Source organism: Collinsella sp. AF31-11, assembly GCF_003475605.1.
Lineage (GTDB): Bacteria > Actinomycetota > Coriobacteriia > Coriobacteriales > Coriobacteriaceae > Collinsella.
The window spans coordinates 1,543-21,963 of sequence record NZ_QRQS01000005.1 but is presented as its reverse complement, the minus strand read 5'-3'; the positions used below and the strand labels follow the sequence as shown (position 1 = coordinate 21,963).

Annotated in this window: 18 protein-coding genes and 1 tRNA gene; 12 read left to right on the top strand and 7 right to left on the bottom strand. The window is 56.6% G+C overall.

What is annotated here, in order from left to right:
• Nucleotides 1-167: 167 nt before the first annotated feature.
• From aroF to glf, 11 genes are all read left to right on the top strand, one after another.
• The gene (aroF, locus tag DWZ22_RS04025) at nucleotides 168-1,190 is read left to right on the top strand and encodes a 3-deoxy-7-phosphoheptulonate synthase (RefSeq protein ID WP_118405497.1); all 1,023 of its coding nucleotides are present in this window, start codon (nucleotides 168-170) and stop codon (nucleotides 1,188-1,190) included.
• A gap of 3 nt (nucleotides 1,191-1,193) precedes the next feature.
• Nucleotides 1,194-2,108 carry a prephenate dehydrogenase/arogenate dehydrogenase family protein gene (locus DWZ22_RS04020; protein ID WP_118405496.1) on the top strand — a complete coding sequence of 305 codons (915 nt, stop codon included), beginning with the start codon at nucleotides 1,194-1,196 and terminating at the stop codon, nucleotides 2,106-2,108.
• Between the two features lie 36 nt (nucleotides 2,109-2,144).
• Complete coding sequence (gene aroB, locus DWZ22_RS04015; protein ID WP_118405495.1) at nucleotides 2,145-3,251, top strand: 3-dehydroquinate synthase; 1,107 nt, start codon at nucleotides 2,145-2,147, stop codon at nucleotides 3,249-3,251.
• The gene (gene aroA / locus DWZ22_RS04010) at nucleotides 3,245-4,564 is read left to right on the top strand and encodes a 3-phosphoshikimate 1-carboxyvinyltransferase (RefSeq protein ID WP_118405494.1); all 1,320 of its coding nucleotides are present in this window, start codon (nucleotides 3,245-3,247) and stop codon (nucleotides 4,562-4,564) included. The genes aroB and aroA overlap by 7 nt, the downstream gene beginning before the upstream one ends.
• 1 nt (nucleotide 4,565) lies before the next feature.
• Complete coding sequence (gene aroC / locus DWZ22_RS04005; protein WP_117799072.1) at nucleotides 4,566-5,663, top strand: chorismate synthase; 1,098 nt, start codon at nucleotides 4,566-4,568, stop codon at nucleotides 5,661-5,663.
• Between the two features lie 153 nt (nucleotides 5,664-5,816).
• Nucleotides 5,817-6,962: a prephenate dehydratase gene (gene pheA, locus DWZ22_RS04000; protein WP_117794406.1), complete on the top strand. Its 1,146-nt coding sequence runs from the start codon at nucleotides 5,817-5,819 to the stop codon at nucleotides 6,960-6,962.
• Entirely contained in the window at nucleotides 6,963-8,213 is a 1,251-nt protein-coding gene (locus DWZ22_RS03995) for a shikimate kinase (RefSeq protein ID WP_118405493.1), read from the top strand.
• A gap of 86 nt (nucleotides 8,214-8,299) precedes the next feature.
• A complete protein-coding gene (gene aroQ, locus DWZ22_RS03990; protein WP_118405492.1) occupies nucleotides 8,300-8,737 on the top strand; it encodes a type II 3-dehydroquinate dehydratase in 438 nt (145 codons plus the stop codon).
• A gap of 132 nt (nucleotides 8,738-8,869) precedes the next feature.
• Nucleotides 8,870-9,319, top strand: coding sequence for a DUF4869 domain-containing protein (locus tag DWZ22_RS03985; RefSeq protein WP_118405491.1), 450 nt, complete (start codon nucleotides 8,870-8,872; stop codon nucleotides 9,317-9,319).
• Nucleotides 9,319-9,897: a hypothetical protein gene (locus DWZ22_RS03980; RefSeq protein ID WP_118405490.1), complete on the top strand. Its 579-nt coding sequence runs from the start codon at nucleotides 9,319-9,321 to the stop codon at nucleotides 9,895-9,897. Before DWZ22_RS03985 ends, DWZ22_RS03980 begins: the two co-directional genes overlap by 1 nt.
• A gap of 153 nt (nucleotides 9,898-10,050) precedes the next feature.
• On the top strand, nucleotides 10,051-11,175 hold the full coding sequence (glf, locus tag DWZ22_RS03975; protein WP_118405489.1) for a UDP-galactopyranose mutase: 1,125 nt from the start codon (nucleotides 10,051-10,053) through the stop codon (nucleotides 11,173-11,175).
• A gap of 152 nt (nucleotides 11,176-11,327) precedes the next feature.
• Here the strand turns inward: glf and DWZ22_RS03970 are convergent.
• From DWZ22_RS03970 to DWZ22_RS03960, 3 genes are all read right to left on the bottom strand, one after another.
• A tRNA-Arg gene (locus tag DWZ22_RS03970) sits at nucleotides 11,328-11,404 on the bottom strand.
• 53 nt (nucleotides 11,405-11,457) lie between these two features.
• Nucleotides 11,458-12,225, bottom strand: coding sequence for an ABC transporter ATP-binding protein (locus DWZ22_RS03965; RefSeq protein ID WP_118405488.1), 768 nt, complete (start codon nucleotides 12,223-12,225; stop codon nucleotides 11,458-11,460).
• A gap of 12 nt (nucleotides 12,226-12,237) precedes the next feature.
• The gene (locus tag DWZ22_RS03960) at nucleotides 12,238-13,083 is read right to left on the bottom strand and encodes an ABC transporter permease (protein WP_233546442.1); all 846 of its coding nucleotides are present in this window, start codon (nucleotides 13,081-13,083) and stop codon (nucleotides 12,238-12,240) included.
• A gap of 529 nt (nucleotides 13,084-13,612) precedes the next feature.
• On the opposite strand from DWZ22_RS03960, the gene DWZ22_RS03950 reads away from it, so the two are divergent.
• Nucleotides 13,613-14,542: a glycosyltransferase family 2 protein gene (locus DWZ22_RS03950; protein WP_118405486.1), complete on the top strand. Its 930-nt coding sequence runs from the start codon at nucleotides 13,613-13,615 to the stop codon at nucleotides 14,540-14,542.
• Between the two features lie 399 nt (nucleotides 14,543-14,941).
• Here DWZ22_RS03950 and DWZ22_RS03940 read toward each other — a convergent pair whose 3' ends face one another.
• The 4 genes from DWZ22_RS03940 to DWZ22_RS10430 all read right to left on the bottom strand — a co-directional run.
• On the bottom strand, nucleotides 14,942-16,783 hold the full coding sequence (locus tag DWZ22_RS03940; protein WP_118405485.1) for a glycosyltransferase: 1,842 nt from the start codon (nucleotides 16,781-16,783) through the stop codon (nucleotides 14,942-14,944).
• 32 nt (nucleotides 16,784-16,815) lie between these two features.
• A complete protein-coding gene (locus DWZ22_RS03935) occupies nucleotides 16,816-18,003 on the bottom strand; it encodes a LicD family protein (protein WP_118405484.1) in 1,188 nt (395 codons plus the stop codon).
• A gap of 99 nt (nucleotides 18,004-18,102) precedes the next feature.
• Nucleotides 18,103-19,983, bottom strand: coding sequence for a glycosyltransferase (locus DWZ22_RS03930; RefSeq protein WP_118405483.1), 1,881 nt, complete (start codon nucleotides 19,981-19,983; stop codon nucleotides 18,103-18,105).
• 111 nt (nucleotides 19,984-20,094) lie between these two features.
• Nucleotides 20,095-20,421, bottom strand: a 327-nt coding sequence (locus tag DWZ22_RS10430; RefSeq protein ID WP_233546441.1) for a sugar nucleotide-binding protein, incomplete at its 5' end; no start/stop codon positions are given.

The following is a 20,421-nucleotide window of genomic DNA, read 5'->3' as shown; positions in this document are numbered from 1 at the left end:
TCAAAATAAAAGAAAAAGCTTTGCAATTCCGAGGAAGACGCGGCGCAACGGCCCACTTTAGAAGGCAAAAGCGAGTCAGATAGTATAAACTCTCATGCACCATATATACACGGCTCGCGATGCGGGCCGTTTTTGCAAGGGTTATCCATCGAGGTGAGAGGCACACCATGATCGCAATTTTAAAGCAGAGCGCCAGCGACGAGGCCGTCAGCCATATCGTCAGCTGGATTGAGAAAAAGGGTCTGAAGACCGATGTCTCGCGCGGCGAGAACGAGACGATCATCGGCCTGGTGGGCGATACGACCAAGATCGACCCGTTCCTGCTCGAGTCTATGGACGTCGTCGAGCGCGTACAGCGCGTCTCCGAGCCGTTCAAGCGCGCCAACCGCAAGTTCCACCCCGAGGACTCCGTCATCGACTGCGGCCACGGCGTCAAGATCGGCGGCGATCAGTTCCAGGTCATCGCCGGCCCGTGCTCCGTCGAGGGCGAGAACCTCATCCGCATCGCCCGCCGCGTGAAGGCCGCCGGCGCCACGATGCTGCGCGGCGGTGCCTACAAGCCCCGCACCTCCCCCTACGCCTACCAGGGCATGGGCCCCGCCGGCCTCGACCTGCTGTGCGAGGCGTCTGCCGAGCTCGATATGCCGATCGTCACCGAGATCATGGACCCACGCGACGTGCAGGTCTTCCTGGACAAGAAGATCGACGTCATGCAGATCGGCGCCCGCAACGCCCAGAACTTCCCTCTGCTCAAAGAGGTCGGAAAGACCAAGACTCCGGTCTTGCTTAAGCGCGGCATGTCCGGCACGATCGATGAGCTGCTTATGGCCGCCGAGTACATCATGAGCGAGGGCAATGACAACGTCATCCTGTGCGAGCGCGGCATCCGCACCTTCGAGACCCGCACCCGCAATACCTTCGACCTCAACGCCGTGCCGGTGCTGCACCACCTGTCGCACCTGCCCGTCGTCGCCGACCCCAGCCACGCCACCGGTTACACCCGCTACGTTGAGCCCATGGCGCTCGCCGCGACCGCCTGCGGTGCCAACGGCCTGGAGATCGAGGTCCACGACGAGCCGAGCCGCGCCTGGTCCGACGGCGCCCAGGCCCTCACCCCCGATCAGTTCGACGACACCATGCGCCGCATCCGAGCCATCCGCGAGGTTGTCTGCCAAGAGACCATGGAGTAGCCCATGGGTACGGTGAGAAACGCGCGTGTTAACCAGGGCGGCCCCAAGTGCGCCGGCATCGTCGGCCTTGGCCTCATCGGCGGCAGCTTTGCCCGCGGCTATGCGCAGGCGGGCGTCCGCGTGCTGGCCTGGGACCCCGATGACGATGTCATGACGGCCGCCAACATGGGCACTGTCGCCGGAGAGCTCAACGACAAGACACTCGGCGAATGTGACATCATCGTCCTTGCCTGCTACCCCGAGGCATGCATCGAGTGGCTCGAGGCGCACGCCCAGGCGCTCGCCGACGCCACCGACACCGATGCCATCATGGGCCCTGTGGTGATCGACACCGTAGGCGTCAAGGGCATTGTGTGCGAGCGAGCCTTTGAGCTCGCGCGAAAGCACGGCTTTTACTTTGTGGGCGCGCACCCCATGGCGGGCACCCAGTTCTCGGGCTACGCCCACTCCCGTGCCGACCTGTTCCAGGGCGCCCCGCTGGTGCTCGTACCGCCCGCGGTGGACGACGCCCTTAAGCTCGAGCTTTTAGGCCAGGTGCGCGAAATGGTGCGCCCCTTGGGCTTTGGCAAGTTCAGCGTCACCAGCGCCGCCGAGCACGACCGCGTCATCGCCTTCACGAGCCAGCTTGCGCACGTGGTATCCAACGCCTACGTCAAAAGCCCCACAGCCCAGGTCCACCACGGCTTTTCGGCCGGTAGCTACCGCGATCTCACCCGCGTGGCGCACCTCAACCCGCAAATGTGGTCCGAGCTCATGATCGACGACGCCGACGCACTCGCCTTCGAGATCGACCATCTGATCGAGTCGCTTGGCGCCTACAGCCGTGCACTCAAGGACCGCGACCAGCGCTATCTGGAGAATCTCCTTGCCGAGGGCGACCGCATTAAGCGCGCACTCGACGACGAGGCCTCCCACTAGACCACCTATCACGCCAGGTCGAAAGGACCGAAGCTTATGGCGATTACCATCGATATCGACACCGCACGCCCCTACCAGGTGCATGTGGGCACGTTTTTGCTGGAGCAGGCGGGACCGCTCGTGCGCGCCACTGCCGGCGGCACCAAAGCCGTCATCGTGACGGACACCAACGTCGGCCCGCTCTACCAGATGCCCGTTAAGCAGAGCCTGGAGGCGTCAGGCTACGAGGTGAGCATCTGCACCTTCGAAGCCGGCGAGGCCCATAAGCGCGCCGAAACCTATGTTGCCATTTTGGAGTTTGTGGCCGAGCACGAGCTTTCGCGCTCCGACGTGATCGTGGCACTCGGCGGCGGTGTCGTGGGCGACGTGGCGGGCTTTGTGGCCGCCACCTACATGCGCGGCTGCAAGTTTGTGCAGATCCCGACGAGCCTGCTCGCCATGGTGGATTCGTCGGTGGGCGGCAAGACCGCCATCGACCTGGCTGCCGGCAAGAACTTGGCCGGCGCCTTTTGGCAGCCGAGCGTGGTTATCGCCGACGTGGGGTGCCTGGCCACCCTCACGCCCGAGCAGTTCGCCGACGGCTGCGGCGAGGTTGTGAAGCACGCCGTGATCGCCGACCCGGAGCTTTTTGCCGAGCTAGAGAAGACTCCGCTCACGCTGGAGCTGCTCAACCGCGATGTAGCCCGCGTAGCGCTCATCATCGCCCGCAATATCGACATCAAGCGCGCCGTGGTCGTCGCCGACGAGCGCGAAACCAACCAGCGCAAGCTCCTCAACTTTGGGCACAGCGCCGGGCACGCCGTCGAGGCCTGCGAGCACTTTGAGCTGGGACACGGCAACTGCGTCTCGATCGGCATGGGCATCATCACGCGCGCCGCGGCCCTGCACGGCATTTGCGATGCCGAGCTGCCCGGTCGTATTGAGGAGCTCTGCGCCCGCCATGGCCTCAAGACCCGCTGCGACCTCGATGTCGATGCCGTCTTTGCCGAGGCGCTCCACGACAAGAAGCGCGTGGGCGACACCATCGACCTGGTGATTCCGCACGGCATTGGCCGCTGCAGCATCGACCGCACGCCGCTTTCCACCTTCCACGATCTTATTGCCGAAGGCCTCGGCCAGAAGGGAGACGCATCCGCATGCTAGCCCGCATCACCCCGTCCCCGCTCAAGGGCACCGTTCCCGCCATCGCGTCCAAGTCGATGGCGCATCGCCTGATCATCTGCGCCGCGCTTGCCAACGGCGAGACACACGTCACCTGCAACACCACCTGCGCCGACATCGAGGCCACGGTGCGTTGCCTTACGGCCCTGGGTGCTCGCATCGAGACCGTCGAGGACGGCTTCCAGGTCCACCCCACCATGAAGAGTATTGAGTTTGGCCTGCTCAAGGCCCTTGCCGGCGGCAGGCTCGACTGCGGTGAAAGTGGCTCCACGCTGCGCTTTATGCTGCCTGTCGCCTGCGCACTGGGTGCGGATGCCACCTTCGTGGGCAAGGGCCGCCTGGGCGCCCGCCCGCTCTCCCCGCTCTCCGACGAGATCATTGCCGCCGGCTGCGACCTACAGGGTCTGGGCGGTTTTCCACTCAAGACGAGCGGACGCATGCGCCCGGGCACCTTTGTGCTGCCGGGCAACGTGAGCTCGCAGTACATCTCGGGTCTGCTGCTGGCAGCCCCATTGCTCGCCCAGCCCTCCTGCGTGCAGGTATGCGGCCTTATCGAGAGCCGCCCCTACATCAACCTGACGATCCAGGCCATGAAGGCCTTCGGCGTCGAGGTCAACGTCGAGCGCATCCCCGCCAAGGACGGCCAGCCCGAGATCACCAACTTCCGCGTGAGCAGCGGCTCGTACCGCACGCCCGGCAGCGTAGCCGTCGAGGGCGACTGGTCCAACGCCGCCTTTTGGCTGTGCGCCGGTGCCATCGGCACCGACCCCATCACCGTCGAGGGCGTGTCGCTGAGCTCCGCACAGGGCGACCGCAACGTGCTTGCCGCGCTTTCGCGCTTTGGCGCCCGCATCGTGCGCTCCACCAACGCCGCCACCGTGCAGTCCGACAAGCTCGCCGGCTTTGAGATGAGCGCCCACGACATTCCCGACCTGGTACCCGTTATCTCGGCCGTGGCATCACTGGCGCAAGGCCGTACCTTCATCCGCGACTGTGCCCGCCTGCGCATCAAGGAATCCGACCGCCTGGCAACTACCACCCGCGAGCTCACCGCGCTGGGCGCGCAGGTGCGCATTGCCGGTGACGACCTCATCATCAAGGGTGTCGACGCCTTTACCGGCGGCGAAGTCGATTCGCACAACGACCACCGCATCGCCATGATGGCCGCCATCGCCGCGAGCCGCGCCACCGGCGAGGTCGTGATCCACGGGGCCGAGGCGGTCAACAAGTCCTATCCCGATTTCTTCGATCACTACCGCCTGCTGGGCGGCAAGGTCACACTCGAGGAGGAATAGCATGTCCTCGACCTTTGGCAACGTCTTGCATCTGAGCATCTTCGGCCAGTCGCACTCCCCCGCTATCGGCTGCTCGCTCGATGGCATTCCGGCAGGTATCGCCGTGGACCAGGAGCAGCTGCAGGCCTTCCTCGACCGTCGCGCCCCCGGTCGCGACGAGACCGCAACCAAACGCCGCGAGGCCGACGCCGCGCACATCATCGCCGGTGTTGTCGATGGACATACCACCGGCGCGCCCATCGCCGCGATTATCGAAAACACCAACACGCGCTCCAAGGATTACTCCGAGCTGCGCCGCAAGCCCCGTCCCGGACATGCGGACTTCCCTGCGCGCGTGAAGTACCACAACATGCATGACGTCGCCGGCGGCGGACACTTCTCCGGCCGCTTGACGGCCCCCCTGTGCATCGCCGGCGGCATCGCGCTGCAGGCACTCGAGGCCCGCGGCATTCAGGTCATGGCGCACGTCGCGCAAATCGGCGGCATCTCCGACCTGCCCATGGACGACATGGTCTATCGCGAGGCCGACCGCAAGGCGATCCTTACGAACAACCTGCCCTGCATCGACGCAGCGGCCGCCGGTCGCATGCGCGAGGAGATTCTGGCCGCGCGCGACGAGCTCGACAGTATCGGCGGCATCGTGGAGTGCGGCATCTACGGGCTTCCCGCGGGCATCGGCGACCCCATGTTCGACGGCATCGAGAACCGCATCGCGCAAATCGCGTTTGGCATTCCCGCCGTAAAGGGCGTGGAGTTTGGCATGGGCTTTGCCGTGGCCGCCATGCGCGGCAGCGAGAACAACGACCCGTACCGCGTTGATGCCGAGACCGGCGAGATCGAGGTCGAGTCCAATAACGCCGGCGGCATCCTGGGCGGCATCTCCACCGGCGCGCCCGTCATGTGGCGCATGGCCGTAAAGCCGACGCCCTCCATTGGCCGCGAGCAGCAGACCGTAGACATGGACGCTATGGAAAATGCCGAGCTCTCGGTGCACGGCCGTCACGATCCCTGCATCGTCCCCCGAGCCGTCCCCGTAGCCGAGGCAGCCGCGGCGCTCGCCATCTGGGACGCCCTCCTCGAGGACGCAGGCCAGCTTTAGTCCACCCACCCCAAGGGTAGTTAATTTGGGACGGGGCTATTTTAGCTACCCCGGCAGTTAACGCGACGTTTTGGCCGATTTGCTGCCGGGGTAGCTAAAATAGCCCCGTCCCAAATTAACTACCCCAGGCAACGATTTACGAAAGGGGCCTCCATGGACCTTGCCGACATCCGCCAGGCCATCGATGGCATCGACACTACGCTTCTCAGCAGCTTTGTCGAACGCATGGACATTGCCACCGAAGTCGCCAAATCAAAAATCGAGATGGGCAAGGCCGTCTTCGACCCCGCCCGCGAGCGCTCCAAGCTCAACAACCTCGCCAGCCGCGCACCCGAGCGCTACGAGGCGCAGACCATCACGCTGTTCCGCCTCCTCATGAGCATGAGCAAGGCCGAGCAGCAGCGCTACATCAACGAGCTCAAGGGCATCACGGTGTCGCAAAAGGCCCATGCCACGGCTGCAGCCTCCGACACGCCCTTCCCTCAAACGGCCACCGTCGCCTGCCAGGGCGTCGAGGGCGCTTACAGTCAAATCGCCGCGTGCAAGCTCTTTGACGTGCCCGATATCGCCTTCTTTGAGACCTTCGAGGGCGTTATGCGCGCCGTACGCGACGGCTTTTGCGAATTTGGCGTGCTACCCATCGAAAACTCAACTGCCGGATCGGTCAACGCCGTCTACGACCTGCTCGCCCAGTTCGATTTCCACATCGTGCGCTCGCTGCGCCTCAAGATCGACCACAATCTGCTCGTCAAACCCGGCACCAAACTCACCGACGTGCGCGAGGTTTACAGCCACGGCCAAGCCATTGCCCAGTGTGCGGGCTTTATCGAGTCCCACGACCTGCACGCCACCAAGTACCCCAACACCGCCATGTCGGCCGAGATGGTCGCCAGCTCCGGGCGCACCGATGTTGCCGCCATCGCATCGCGCAGCTGCGCGACACTCTATGGCCTGGAGGTGCTGGAGCCCAACATTCAGGACTCGGACAACAACTACACGCGCTTTGTCGTCATCAGCCGCGAGCCGCGCGTCTACCCCGGCGCCAACCGTACCTCGCTCATGATCACCACGGCCAACGAGCCGGGTGCGCTCTATCGCGTACTCGAGCGCTTCTACGCGCTCAATATCAACCTCATCAAGCTCGAGAGCCGCCCCATCCCCGGGCGCGACTTTGAGTTTATGTTCTACTTCGATCTGGACTGCCCCTTTGGCAGCAAAGCCCTCGACGACCTGCTCGACTCGATTGACGACGTGTGCGAGAGCTTCACCTACTTTGGCAGCTACACGGAGGTGCTCTAGATGGCCGATACCGCCACAACCCGCCCCTACGGCGTGCTGGGCCGCGTGCTGGGCCACAGCTACACCCCGACCATCTACAAGAAGCTCGCGGGGCTTGAGTACGTGCGTTTTGAGCGCGAGCCCGAAGACCTCGCGGCCTTTATGACGGGCGATGAGTGGGAGGGCACCAACGTGACCATTCCCTACAAGCGCGCCGTCATGGACTATCTGGACGAGCTGAGCCCACTCGCCGAGCGCATGGGCAACGTCAACACCATCACGCGCCTGCCCGACGGCCGCCTACGCGGCGACAACACCGACTACTTTGGCTTTCAGTGCCTGGTCGAGGAGCTGGGGGTTGATGTTGCCGGCAAGAAGGCCCTCGTGCTCGGAGCCACTGGCGGCGCCGGCACCACGGCGAGCATGGTGCTCGGCGATCTGGGCGCCACCGTCGTGCCCGTAGGCCGCACGAGCGAGGTCAACTACGACAATATCGCGCAGCAGTCCGAAGCCGCGCTGCTCGTCAACTGCACGCCTGCCGGCATGTTCCCCCACTGCCCCGACGCCCCCTGCACGCTCGAAGGACTCGATGCGCTCGAAGGCGTCATCGACATTGTCTACAACCCTGCCCGCACGGGCCTCATGCTCGAGGCGGAGCGCCGCGGCATCCCCTGCATCGGCGGCCTGCTCATGCTTGTGGCCCAAGCGGCGCAAGCTGTCGAGCGCTACACCGGCCAGGTCACCCCGCGCGAGCGCATCCTGGACGTGACGAAACGCCTGTCCCACCGCGAGCAGAATATCGCCCTGATCGGCATGCCGGGGTCGGGCAAAACCCGCGTGGGCGAGCAGATTGCCCTGCTCACGGGACGCGAGCACATCGATTTGGACCGCGCGCTTGAAGAGTGCCTAGGCATGCCCTGTGCCGACTTTATCGTCGAGCGCGGCGAGGCGGCCTTCCGCGAGCAGGAGACGACGACGCTGGCCGGCATCTCCAAGCGTAGTGACCTGGTGCTCTCCACCGGCGGCGGCGTGGTCACGCGCGATGAAAACTATCCGCTGCTGCACCAGAACAGCCAGATCGTGATGCTCAACCGCAAGCTCGACGAGCTCGCCCACAAGGGTCGCCCCATCACCGCCCGCGACGGTATCGACAAGCTGGCCGAGCAGCGCATGCCGCGCTACCGCGCCTGGGCCGACTACATCATCGACTCACGCGACTGCGCCGCCAACACCGCCCGCGCCGTCCTCGACACCCTCCCACCCGCTCTCTAACCAAAACCACCACAAAGGGGACAGGCACCTTTGTGGTGGTTTTTCATTCCGCCTTGCCAAATCGACCAACTACAAAGGAAGCAGCCATGAAAGCACTCGTCATCAACGGCCCCAACCTCAACATGCTCGGCATTCGCGAGCCGGGCATCTACGGCAGCGACAACTACGACCGCCTGGTCCAGATCTGCCAGGAGGCAGGCTCCGCGCAGGGCTTTGTCGAGGTTGAGGTCTTCCAGTCCAACCACGAGGGCAGCATCGTCGACAAAATCCAGGAGGCCTATGGCAAGGTCGACGGCATCGTCATCAACCCGGCGGCCTATACGCACACCAGCGTGGCCATCCTGGACGCGCTCAAGGCCGTCGCCATCCCCGCAGTGGAGGTCCACATCAGCGCTGTCGAGGCGCGCGAGGACTTCCGTCAGGTGAGCTACGCCCGCCTAGCCTGCTTCGCCACCATCACCGGCGAAGGCCTCCAGGGCTACGCTCACGCGCTGGAGCTGCTGAGGGAACGACTCGAAAAGTAGCCTCGCGTGCAAATCCATCAACGCCGATTGGCACGCCAGTAATGCCAGTGCCGCCAGCAGTAACCTCGCTACTGGCGGCACTTTATTACTGACATATAATCGTTGCAGTCACACAACGGTCTGGAGACGCGCATGTTAAGCATCCACCTGGGAGATTACCCCGGTTCCATCTACGATACCGAAACCTATTTTAGGAACTCATATTTGGACTCATGGTTCGAAGACCCTATGGCCGCACAGATCATTAAAAGCGTGGACGGATCAGAGCTCATCGGCCCCCACAACATCGTAAGCAAGCAGCTGGGCTCGATCACCCCACTCGAACTGTCGGGCGGCGTCAAGACGCTGCTGCTGGTGCGCAATCTCCCAAATATGGTGTTCAATGCATCTACCTGCGGAGACAACTGTGCCCGCTGGCTGCTCAAGATCGGCAAAGAGCAGGATGTGCTGGTGACCCTTTACCACATCATGAAATTCCCCTGGAAGAACTTTGAAATCCGCATCGATAACGATGACCGCATCGTCAGGAACATGCAGGAGTTCGTCGGTGCTACAAATGACTTTTTGGATGTTGATGAGTAATGAAGGGAACGCATACCGTTGTCGTAGAGCGGGCAAAGGTCAAATACACACTCACGTTTAAGCGCAATATTTCCTTTATACGCGGCAACAGCGGCACGGGCAAAACGACGCTGATCTCGATGATTCGCGACTACAACGACCGAGGACAGGAAAGCGGCGTTACACTCAGCTGCGACGTGCCTTGCGAAACGCTTTCCGGCAGACGCTGGGAGCGCGAGCTGTCGATCATCGAAGATTCAATCGTCTTTCTAGATGAGGGTAACGAGTTTATCTACTCAAAGGACTTCGCCAAAGCCGTCAGCGGATCGTCCAACTATTTTGTTCTGATATCTCGCCGCGATGCCAATGAACTCCCCTACAGCGTCGACGAAATCCTAAAACTGGTCAACACGACAAGCAAGACGATCAATGGCCGCAAGAGCGACAGGCGCTTCTACTCGGTGACCAAGCCGCTATATGACCACACGACAAGCATGCTGTACCAGGATCTAAATGTTGGATTCGAGAAACCGTCCCTGAAGCCGCAAGCAATGGATGCAGTTGGAAGCGTCTTGCCCGAGTGCCTAAGGGCAGAATAGCGAGTCCTTATGATCATTTGGAAACCAGGCTACGCCCACGCGCTGGAGCTGCTGAAAGTGCATCTGCTACACTAATCTATGGGGCAAATGAGTCAGTAGCGTTTGTCCTGAATCAATTGTAACTGTCCAATTGACATACAAAGGAGCATTTCCATGTCCCAGTACGATTACCTTGTCGTCGGTGCCGGCCTTTCGGGCGCTGTCTTTGCCAATGCCGCCAGGCGCGCCGGCAAGTCGGTCCTGGTCATCGATCGCCGCGATCACATCGCCGGCAACATCTACACCGAGGACGTCGAGGGCATCCAGGTCCACCGCTACGGCGCGCACATCTTCCACACCTCCATGAAGGACGTCTGGGACTACGTCAACCGCTTCGCGGAGTTCAACAACTACGTCAACTCGCCGGTCGCCAACTTCCACGGCAACATGTACAACATGCCCTTCAACATGAACACCTTCGCCAAGATGTGGCCGGGCGTCGTCACACCGGCCGACGCCAAGGCCAAGATCGCCGAGCAGGTGGCCGCCGAGAACATCGGCGAGCCGCAGAACCTGGAGGAGCAGGCGCTGTCGCTCGTGGGCCGCGACATCTTCGAGACGCTCGTGAAGGGCTACACCGAGAAGCAGTGGGGCCGTGATTGCAAGGACCTGCCCGCGAGCATCATCAAGCGCCTCCCCTGCCGCTTCACCTACGACAACAACTACTTCAACGACCGCTACCAGGGCATCCCCATGGGCGGCTACACCAAGATGGTCGCCAACATGCTCGGGGGCGTCGAGGTTCGCTGCGGCGTGGAGTACAAGGAGCTGGTCGCCGCCGAGCCCGATATCGCCGCCAAGACGATCTACTGCGGCCCCATCGACGCGTTCTACGACTTCAGGCTGGGCACGCTCGAGTACCGCAGCCTGCGCTTCGAGACCGAGACACTCGACGAGGCCGACCACCAGGGCGTGGCCGTGGTCAACTACACCGAGCGCGAGGTCCCCTACACCCGCATCATCGAGCACAAGCACTTCGAGTTCGGCACGCAGGACAAGACCGTCATCACGCGCGAGTACCCGGCCGACTGGAAGCCCGGCGACGAGCCCTACTACCCCATCAACGACGCCAAGAACGAGGCCCTGTACAGGCAGTACGAGGAGCTGGCGGCGCAGGAGGGCGACGTGGTCTTTGCCGGTCGCCTGGGCGGCTACAAGTACTATGACATGGACAAGGCCATCGCAGCCGCCTTCGAGCTCGTTCGCAACGAGCTAGGCGTGGAACCGACTGAGGCGTAAGAGCCCAACGGCCAAAGGCTAATAGCCATTCTGGGATGTAGAAAGTCCGGTGCAGCATCGCTGCATCGGACTTATTGTTGAGGGAGCACTGCACGCGCACGCGTCCCAAAAAGCAAAGACCCGGCACAATAACCGGGTCTTCAAAAACTCTCTGGTGCTCCATGGCGGATTCGAACCGTCGACCTTGGGATTAGAAGTCCCCTGCTCTATCCAACTGAGCTAATGGAGCATAAAGCCGCGCGTCCAAGCAGGTACAAGTTCACACGGCCAATAAATTATAACCTACTTGAACTGGTCGTGGTATGCCTTGCAGACCTCATCCACGGGGCCATCCATACGCAGGTCGCCCTTCTCGATCCAAACAGCACGCTGGCAAATGCGCTCAACCTGCTCCATGGAGTGAGAAACGAACAAGACCGTGACCTCGCCACTCTCAATAAAGTGCTGAATACGGCGCTCGCATTTCTGCTGGAAAAAGACATCGCCAACAGAAAGCGTCTCATCGACGATGAGAATATCGGGCTCGGTAATCGTAGCGATAGCAAAGGCGATACGCGCGACCATACCCGACGAGAAGTTCTTCAAGGGCATGTCAACGAAGTCTTTAAGCTCGGCGAACTCAATAATCTCGTCAAAACTAGCGTCGATAAACTCCTTGGTATAGCCAAGCAGCGCACCGTTCAGATAGATGTTCTCACGAGCCGTAAGCTCCGGGTCAAAGCCAGCACCAAGCTCAATCAGCGGCGCAATATTGCCGTGAACCTTAACCTCACCTTCGCTGGGCTCCAAAACGCCAGCGATGATCTTGAGCATCGTAGACTTGCCGGAACCGTTAGTACCAACAAGGCCAACGACCTCGCCACGATGCACATCAAATGAAATGTGCTTAAGCGCACGGAATTCCTCAAAGAACAGCTCATGCTTCGCGAGCTTAATAAAATACTCTTTGAGGTTCGTAAGCGACTCGGACGCCATGTTAAAGATCATGGTGACGTCTTTGACCTCAACAGCAAGGGGCTGCTTGCTGTAATCAATAGCAGATTCAGTCATGAGCAGCACTCCTTAGATGTAGAGGATAAACTTGTGCTCGGTCTTGTGAAAGACGGCGTAACCAATAGCAAGAGCAAGAATAGCCCAAACAACACACAGCCCAAAGGTAAGCGCAGAAGGCACGGTATTAAACAGGAAGATATCACGCATAAACTGGAGGTAGTTGTACATGGGATTCACAACCACAAGGACCTGGATCCAATGTGCCATTTGGCTAATGAAGTCGGTTGTCCAGAAAATCGGCGTCAGATACATCCAGGCCGTGATAACAACGGTCCACAGGTGCATAACATCGCGGAAAAAAACCGCCAGCGCAGACAGCATCATGCCCAAGCCCATGCAGAAACACATGAGCAGGAGCAAGCAAACCGGCAGCAGAATTAAATGCCAGGTGGGAAGCACGTGGAACCAAAGCATAACCAAGGCGACGGCAACCAAAGAGAAGGCGAAGTTAACGAGCGAGAACAGCACCTTCTGCACCGGAAAGACCCAACGGTGCACCTTAACCTTCTTAAGCAGAGAGGAAGCCCAAATGATGGACATAAGCGCTTGGTTCGTCGACTCGGACATGACAGAGAACGTCACGTTACCGACGATCAAGTAAAGCGGATACATTTCGGGCGTAATAGAACCATTGCGACCTTGCGCGAAGATTGTCGAAAACACGATCGACATAATAATCATCATCAGCAGCGGGTTAAGCACGGACCATGCCACACCCAGAACACTGCGACGATATTTAATCTTAAAATCTTTGGTGACAAGTTGCTTAAGAATGAACTTGTCCTTTTCAAAATCATTTTTAGCGTGAGAGGCCGGTTTAGCCACCGCTTTCTGACTCTCTACGTTGTCAGCCACGGACCATCTCCTTGTCTCGTAAACCATAACAGTGGAAAGTATAGCCCTCCCACGTTGACGATAACTCACCGCAACAAATCTGGAGAACTAACCCATATCTAATCAAAGGGGCAGACGATAGGTGTTAGTGTCGGAAAAATTTAGCCAAATATAGTCGGCCGAGATTGACCAATCCCGGCCGACCCATTTTGGCCAACACGCCCGCATCTATGACTTTCCTATCGCATTCCTACATCCCCTCGGGCTGGATCCCCCTCACCTTCACCGCCTGGGGGACGGCCTCCACCGAGTACGTGTCGAGCCCCCTGCCGCGGTAGCTCGGGCCCCGCATCACGAACACCGACGCCTTGTCGAGCAGCCTGTCGAGGGCGGCGTGTTGGCGCCACCAGCGTAGTGGCGGCGGGGAGGCACGGTGGCCATTATTCGGTGACCGGGATTGGTCAAAATCGGTTGACTATTAGCGGCTAAAATCGCCCGGCGCTAACATAGGTATACTTTCGACCCGTTGATTCATTAAAGGAGGTCCGACATGGACTATTCGAATACCGCCGTCATAATCCCCTGCTACAACGAAGCGCTGACGATTGGCAAAGTTGTTGACGATTTTCATCGAGAGTTACCCGGTGCAACCGTCTTTGTATATGACAACAACTCGTCTGATGGCACTTCGCAAATCGCCAAGCAGCACGGTGCCACGGTGCGCCACGAGCCCAGACAGGGCAAAGGCAACGTGTGCCGCCAAATGTTCCGTGATGTCGACGCCGAATGCTATCTAATGGTTGATGGAGACGACACTTACCCCGCCGAGGCGGCAAAGGCGCTTTGCGAGCCCATCCTTAACGGCGAAGCCGATATGACCGTTGGCGATCGCCTGTCAAACGGCACCTATGCCGAAGAGAACAAGAGGGCCTTCCACGGCTTTGGCAACAATCTTGTTCGCGCCATGATCAAGTGGATTTACGGCTACAGCTTTGACGACGTGATGACCGGCTACCGAGCCATGAGCAGACCCTTCGTCAAGACCTTCCCCGTTTTGAGCGAGGGCTTCCAGATTGAGACCGAGCTCTCCATCCACGCTGTCGATCACCGCTGGCGAATTAAAGACGTGCCGGTGGAGTATCGCGATCGGCCCGCAGGCTCCGAGTCCAAGCTCAACACCGTTAGCGACGGCATCAAGGTCATCGCAATGATTGGAACGCTCTTTAAAGACTATCGTCCGCTCAAGTTCTTTACCCTTATAGCGCTCATCTTCGCCATCATAGGCCTTGCCCTCGGAATTCCAATTGTTGTGGAGTACTTCCAAACCGGCTTAGTCCCCCGCTTCCCCACGGCCATACTTGCGGCCTCATTCATGTTCCTGTGTGGGTTGAGCCTAGCAACGGGACTAATCCTCGACTCAGTTGCAAAAGTCGAAAGAAAACAATGGGAGTTACAAGCCTATAAAACCTATTCAAAATAAGAAGAGGTGTTAGCGCCGGGCGATTTTAGCCGCTAATAGTCAACCGATTTTGACCAATCCCGGTCACCGAATAATGGCCACCGTGCCTCCCCGCCGCCACTACGCTGGTGGCGCCAACACGCCGCCCTCGACAGGCTGCTCGACAAGGCGTCGGTGTTCGTGATGCGGGGCCCGAGCTACCGCGGCAGGGGGCTCGACACGTACTCGGTGGAGGCCGTCCCCCAGGCGGTGAAGGTGAGGGGGATCCAGCCCGAGGGGATGTAGGAATGCGATAGGAAAGTCATAGATGCGGGCGTGTTGGCCAAAATGGGTCGGCCGGGATTGGTCAATCTCGGCCGACTATATTTGGCTAAATTTTTCCGACACTAACAGAGGTCCGGACTTAATCCGGACCTCTTCTTATTTCAGACCTAAATACTGTTCCCAAAACTCTCGCGAAGTCATGTACGGCATGGCATCTTTCCATGCCCCCCTGACGCTCTTGCCCTCTTTACGATAGCGCTTCATCAGTTCGTGTTCTCGACGGCGAATGCTCTTGAATCGCGTTCGATCCATCATGCGAACCGACCCCTTCTCGCGGGTCGGATCAAGAAATACCAGCGTCTTACAACGCGTCGAGTTGCCCTCAAGCGTACAGCTGCCATTCTTAACCACATAACCTGGCTTCTCTCGCAACAGCGCATCGGGAAGATAGTGTTTGTCGTAAGGAATGGATCTCCAGTACTTCATAAACTTTGAAGGATGGAATTCCAGATTAACATTAGCGAGCACTTGCTCCGTAACCCCAGCCTTGCGAAGAAGCTCTGGATCCATTTCGGAAACAGGAATCAGCTTTTCGTTTAACCTACCCTTACCGATCATCGTCGCGGCGCCATCAAGCTTCTGGAGATACTCAGGGCCGCGCAGATAGTCCTCAAAGCCATCAAGGATAAACTCAGCAGCCTGATAATCCATATCGCGCAAGTTCTGACGTACCCCTCGCTGAATACGAAGGACAAACATTTTCTCATCAGCACAATCATCGAGTGAAATCATGGCAAAGAAGTTGCGGAAGTACTGGTAGCAGTCAACCGAAGCGCGGAAACGCCCCTCAAAGCTTGCATGCCACACGCAAATGCAATTCATGGTCATGTAGACAGGCTTATTGCGCATGCCGAACTCAACGTCATCGCAGCGGATAAAGAAAGGCATGGGAAGGCCGTTCTTTTCGATAGCCTTCACCGGAATGCAGCTATACCACCAAGCCCCGTAGGCCCGATTAACTTCAACGTTCGTGCGTTCATTTTCGAGGATGTCGGACAGCTTGCCAACATTTAGGTCCTCTTTTACACGACGATAGGCACCGGTAGTCGCCACATACGAGACATCCTCAAACTGACGAGTGGGATCCTCCATCGAAAGCATGGCGCCGTTAATAAAGGCATCCTTATATTTGCCCTTCGCAAGAGAGAGGAGATTGAACGTACGAATCAAACTCTCGGGCATGATGGAGACATCGTCATCCATCAAAATGATATGTGTGAACTGATCAGGAGTTTCAGTAGCCGCCATCATTCCTCGTGCAAAGCCTCCCGAGCCACCCGTGTTGGGATTCGGGAGAACAGTGACTAGCTCATCGGAAAGTGATGCAGAATCGAGCGTCTGGCCATTGTCGACGACAAACATGTGAAAGTGGTCGCGAATCGGACCGTCCTCTTTAGAGATACCGGCTTTAACGAGCTCGATATTAGGGAGAATGTACTGCTCATTTTTAAATGTAGTAGTAGAAAGAGCAAGATTGATCTGGTTAATTGAGTCCTCAGGAACATCGGTCAGATAAGAGGCGTTCAAGAGGTCAACAGAACAGCCTCTATCACACTCAATCCTAAAACCGATCAAGTCGTAACCGGTTGTATCGATATCAATATCGAGAACGCAAGGATCAACTTCATCGCCATCAAAAGGATTCGATTTAAGCTCGACAGGATTCAGCTCGCTAGATCTCACTCCATGAACGATAACCCGGCCCCTGCCAAATAAAGCCATATGCAAGACAACGCCGTCAACAGATGCATACTGATGCCATTTGCCAGCAGATAAGCCATTCACATACGTCAGAAAGTCAACGTGTCCATTGACATGAAGTGAATGTATATCGTCATCATACGAAGCACCACCGGAGAGCACGCGATAGTAGAGTTCGGGAAAATCCTTTGCATGCTTTTCAACTTTAAGTACAACATTCGCAAGTTTAAACTGCATTTCAAATACCTTAATCAAAGCCGTTGTAACTACTAATTACATTCGACGACAAACTTTGCCATCGCGGAGCGAACATCAGGATCAGACAAAACATCCTTTGCAAAATGATCATGCCCGCAGATGTCCATAGGCATGTAAGGCCATCCAGGATAACAGGCGTCAGCGACCTTTTCCGCTTTCGCAGGAACCGAAAAAGAGAAACCGCCAAACGGATGCTTTCTTACGGGAAGAATATCGTTGCGATCCCAAATTATTTTTCGCTTAGGGGCATCAAAAACGTTATCGATCGCGTATGCAAAATCGCCATGAGGCTCATCGGTCAACAAACCAAGTGCATGAGCCTTTTCGTTAAACGAATCGAATACGCTCTGGACAAGATCAATCTCCGCAGAAGAAACAACTGTTCTCTGAGCTTCCAAGTCAACATCCCCGCACTGCACGCTAAGACCACTGTCGGGATGAAACATCCAAGGATTATCTTTCCAAAAACTAAACTCATGTTCATTTTTGTCAAAGAAATCCATAAGCTCAATTCTGAGTTGCCTAAGTCGATCGTTCGCGCGCTTGGAATTCTCGGCCGCACGGTCGTAAATCGAAATGTCCACAAAACAAGGTATAAGCGAATTAGTTGAACAAAAGCGAACTTGACGGCACTTTACAAACCAGTCATATACAAGAGTGATTTGATATTCAGGGTCGTCTTTTAAAGCGGCAGTGAGCTTATCCGCATCGGACCTAAGCATGCAGATATCAATATCGTCGTCCCAAGGAATAAAACCCGATCGAGACAAGGTGCCAACAAGAGAACCATAAGAAAGCCAGTATTGAATATTATTGGCAGCACAAATCGCGTCTAGCTTACTCATCAACGCCGCGTTTGCCTGTTGCATCAATCGAATATCACCCTCGGCGTCGGGTAATGCATCAAAGATTTTGCAACGGAGCTCAAAAGGGGTGAGATCGGGGTACGCACGTCGCGCTAGCAATTCAAAGCGAAGACTCATTTGTTCTGACAGACTTTGTTGGCGTTGCTTGAGCAATTCAATTTCTGGAAATAGCCGAGTATCGAATTTGTAATTGATATTCATATTAATACCACTATCGGCCTGCTCAATACGGGCGAAAACCTCGTCAAAACGACGATCCATATCCTCATGCATAGCATGCAACGATCGGGATGAGCCAGGGAGGATCTTTTTAATAGTAGAAAGCAAGGACATGGCTTAACCTTCGCAACGACAAACAATGAACGAAGCTCAATTACTCATATGATACAAAAGAATGAGTGGGTCCCACCTTGAAACCCACTCACATCAAGACTACTCCGACGCTTCTTTCAAATACTGTTTCCAGAAATCGATCGAAGTAAAAACATCTCTATACGAAGCGTATTCGGCATAAATATTATCTTTGTTACGCTTGAATTCCTTCTCGGCTTTACGAAAACGAGTCCAAACCTCTTTGAATCGCTTCTTATCCATATGTCTAATGGCGCCCTTTTTATTAGGCATATCTACCACAATAAGCGTGTCAACATCCCTGATTTTACCGGCGGGATAAACCCATCCCGCAGCATCAATAACAGCAACTCTACCGTTACGTTTGGCGGAGTCGTTAACAAAACGGTGGCCATTAATAGTCAGATAATCCTTAAGTGCCTGCAGCCTAGACCTGTCCCCCCCAAGACTCAAATTGCCAAAAGTCAGTTGCGTCAAGTCGACACCCAATTCTAGTGCCTGAGGGATGAGCTGCTCGATGGGAATCAATTGTTCCCTTTCACGATTTGCCGCCATAAAGCGAGATTCAGCAACAGGATGAGAAATCCACTCCGGACCTCTCAGAAAATCTTCAAGACCTTTTACGGCAAGAGTGGCTTCATCGTAATTAAATTTTTTCAAGTCGAGCTCAACTTCACGACGAATCTCATAAAGAAAATCAGAGAGAGGCGCGGCGCCAGTTGTCGCCTGACTGATTAACGTATTTCGGCTTACCTGATAACGCTCCACGGCAGCACTATACTTAAAATTAAAGGAATTATGCCAAACGCAAATACCATTCATGGACATGAACTTGGGTTTACAACGAAGAGCATACTCAGCATCATCAGAACGAACAAATAAGGGCAAGGGCAACCCCTCACGTTCAATCGTTGCGGTAGGTATAACGCAATACCACCAGCCAGCATACTGTTGGGCAGTGTCCTCATAAAGGCCAGTTGGGGCCTTATATATCTCGGTCTCAACGACATCATGAAGTGAGGTCATATAGCCTGCAGGCTTAAGGGGAGAAAAAGTTCCCTTAGCAGTAAAGAACCCTAAATCCTCGGTACGCAAATTGGGCTCTTCCAAGCTCATCATGGCACCCGATAAAAAGGCCTCAGCATATTCTTCTTTGAGAAGAGAGAGCAGGTTGAAAGTGCGGATAAAACTCTCGGGAAGAACCTCGACATCATCGTCCATCAGGAGAACATGAGTCGCTTTAGGATTCTGCTCAAGTGACTCAATCATCCCCCGAGCAAAACCACCAGACCCGCCGACATTAGGATTTGGATGAACAGTAACACGCGATGAATCCAGGTTTGCACTATTCAGCGAACGGCCATTATCAATAATGTGTACGTGGAAATGATCAGCAATCTCTTCATCAGAATCAATAATGTTCTTTTGTAAAAGAGATACGTTACGGACAATATAGTCTTCTTTTTTAAACGTAGTAGTTGCAAGCGCTAGCTCAACTGGATGAATATCCAGTTCTTCACAATCGCAATAATAATACGCATTCCGAATATTAACAGGGCCTTCAGTACTGATATTAAAAGCGTGCAGAATCTCTCCCTCACACAGGGAGAGTTCGATTTCAGCCGTACTCCATTCATCGGATCGTTGCAAACTAACCGCAGAGCCATCAATTGTAGAAGGAATCCAAGAATAATTATTTGCATACGTCTGCTGAAGCGTTAAGGCGGAGCCGCAATACTCGATATGAAGATAAAACGCCTTTGCAGTAGTGTATTTTCGCCACTTATAAATGGATAGCGCATTAAAATATGTTGTGAAATCAACATTGGTCGATTTCATGATTTCAATAGCGTCATTCGAAGTTGGAATAACAAGACCCTCCGTTGCCCTATAGCAAAGCAATGGATACTGCAACATCGCATCAGATCCGTTAAAAATCAAATTTGCAAGTTTAAAATGCATTGAAAACCATCCAAAAAATTCCTGGTGCAGCTTGGCAAAATGGCATAAATGCCCATGGCATTGTTTGCATTCTCACTGATTTTAAGAATGCAAACAATGTACTAAAGGCATCTAATCAAAATGAAGTTTTAGCTCTTCCTCCCAGTCGGGCATATGGAACCCAACCGACTCGAGCCTGGAAAGGTCGAGCGCGGAGTGGACCGGGCGCGGGGCGATGGGGCCGACGGCGCCGGCGTAGTAGTCGGCGGTGCTGACCGGCACGACCTTCTCCCCGTTGCCGTTGGCGGCCTCGAAGACGGCGCGCGCGATGTCCGCCCAGGACCTGACCGCACCCGAGCCGGTGCAGTTATAGGTGCCGTAGGGGGCGTGCGTCCCCAGCACGTGGAAGATAGCCTGCGCCATGTCGCGCGTGAAGGTCAGGCGGCCCAGCTGGTCGTC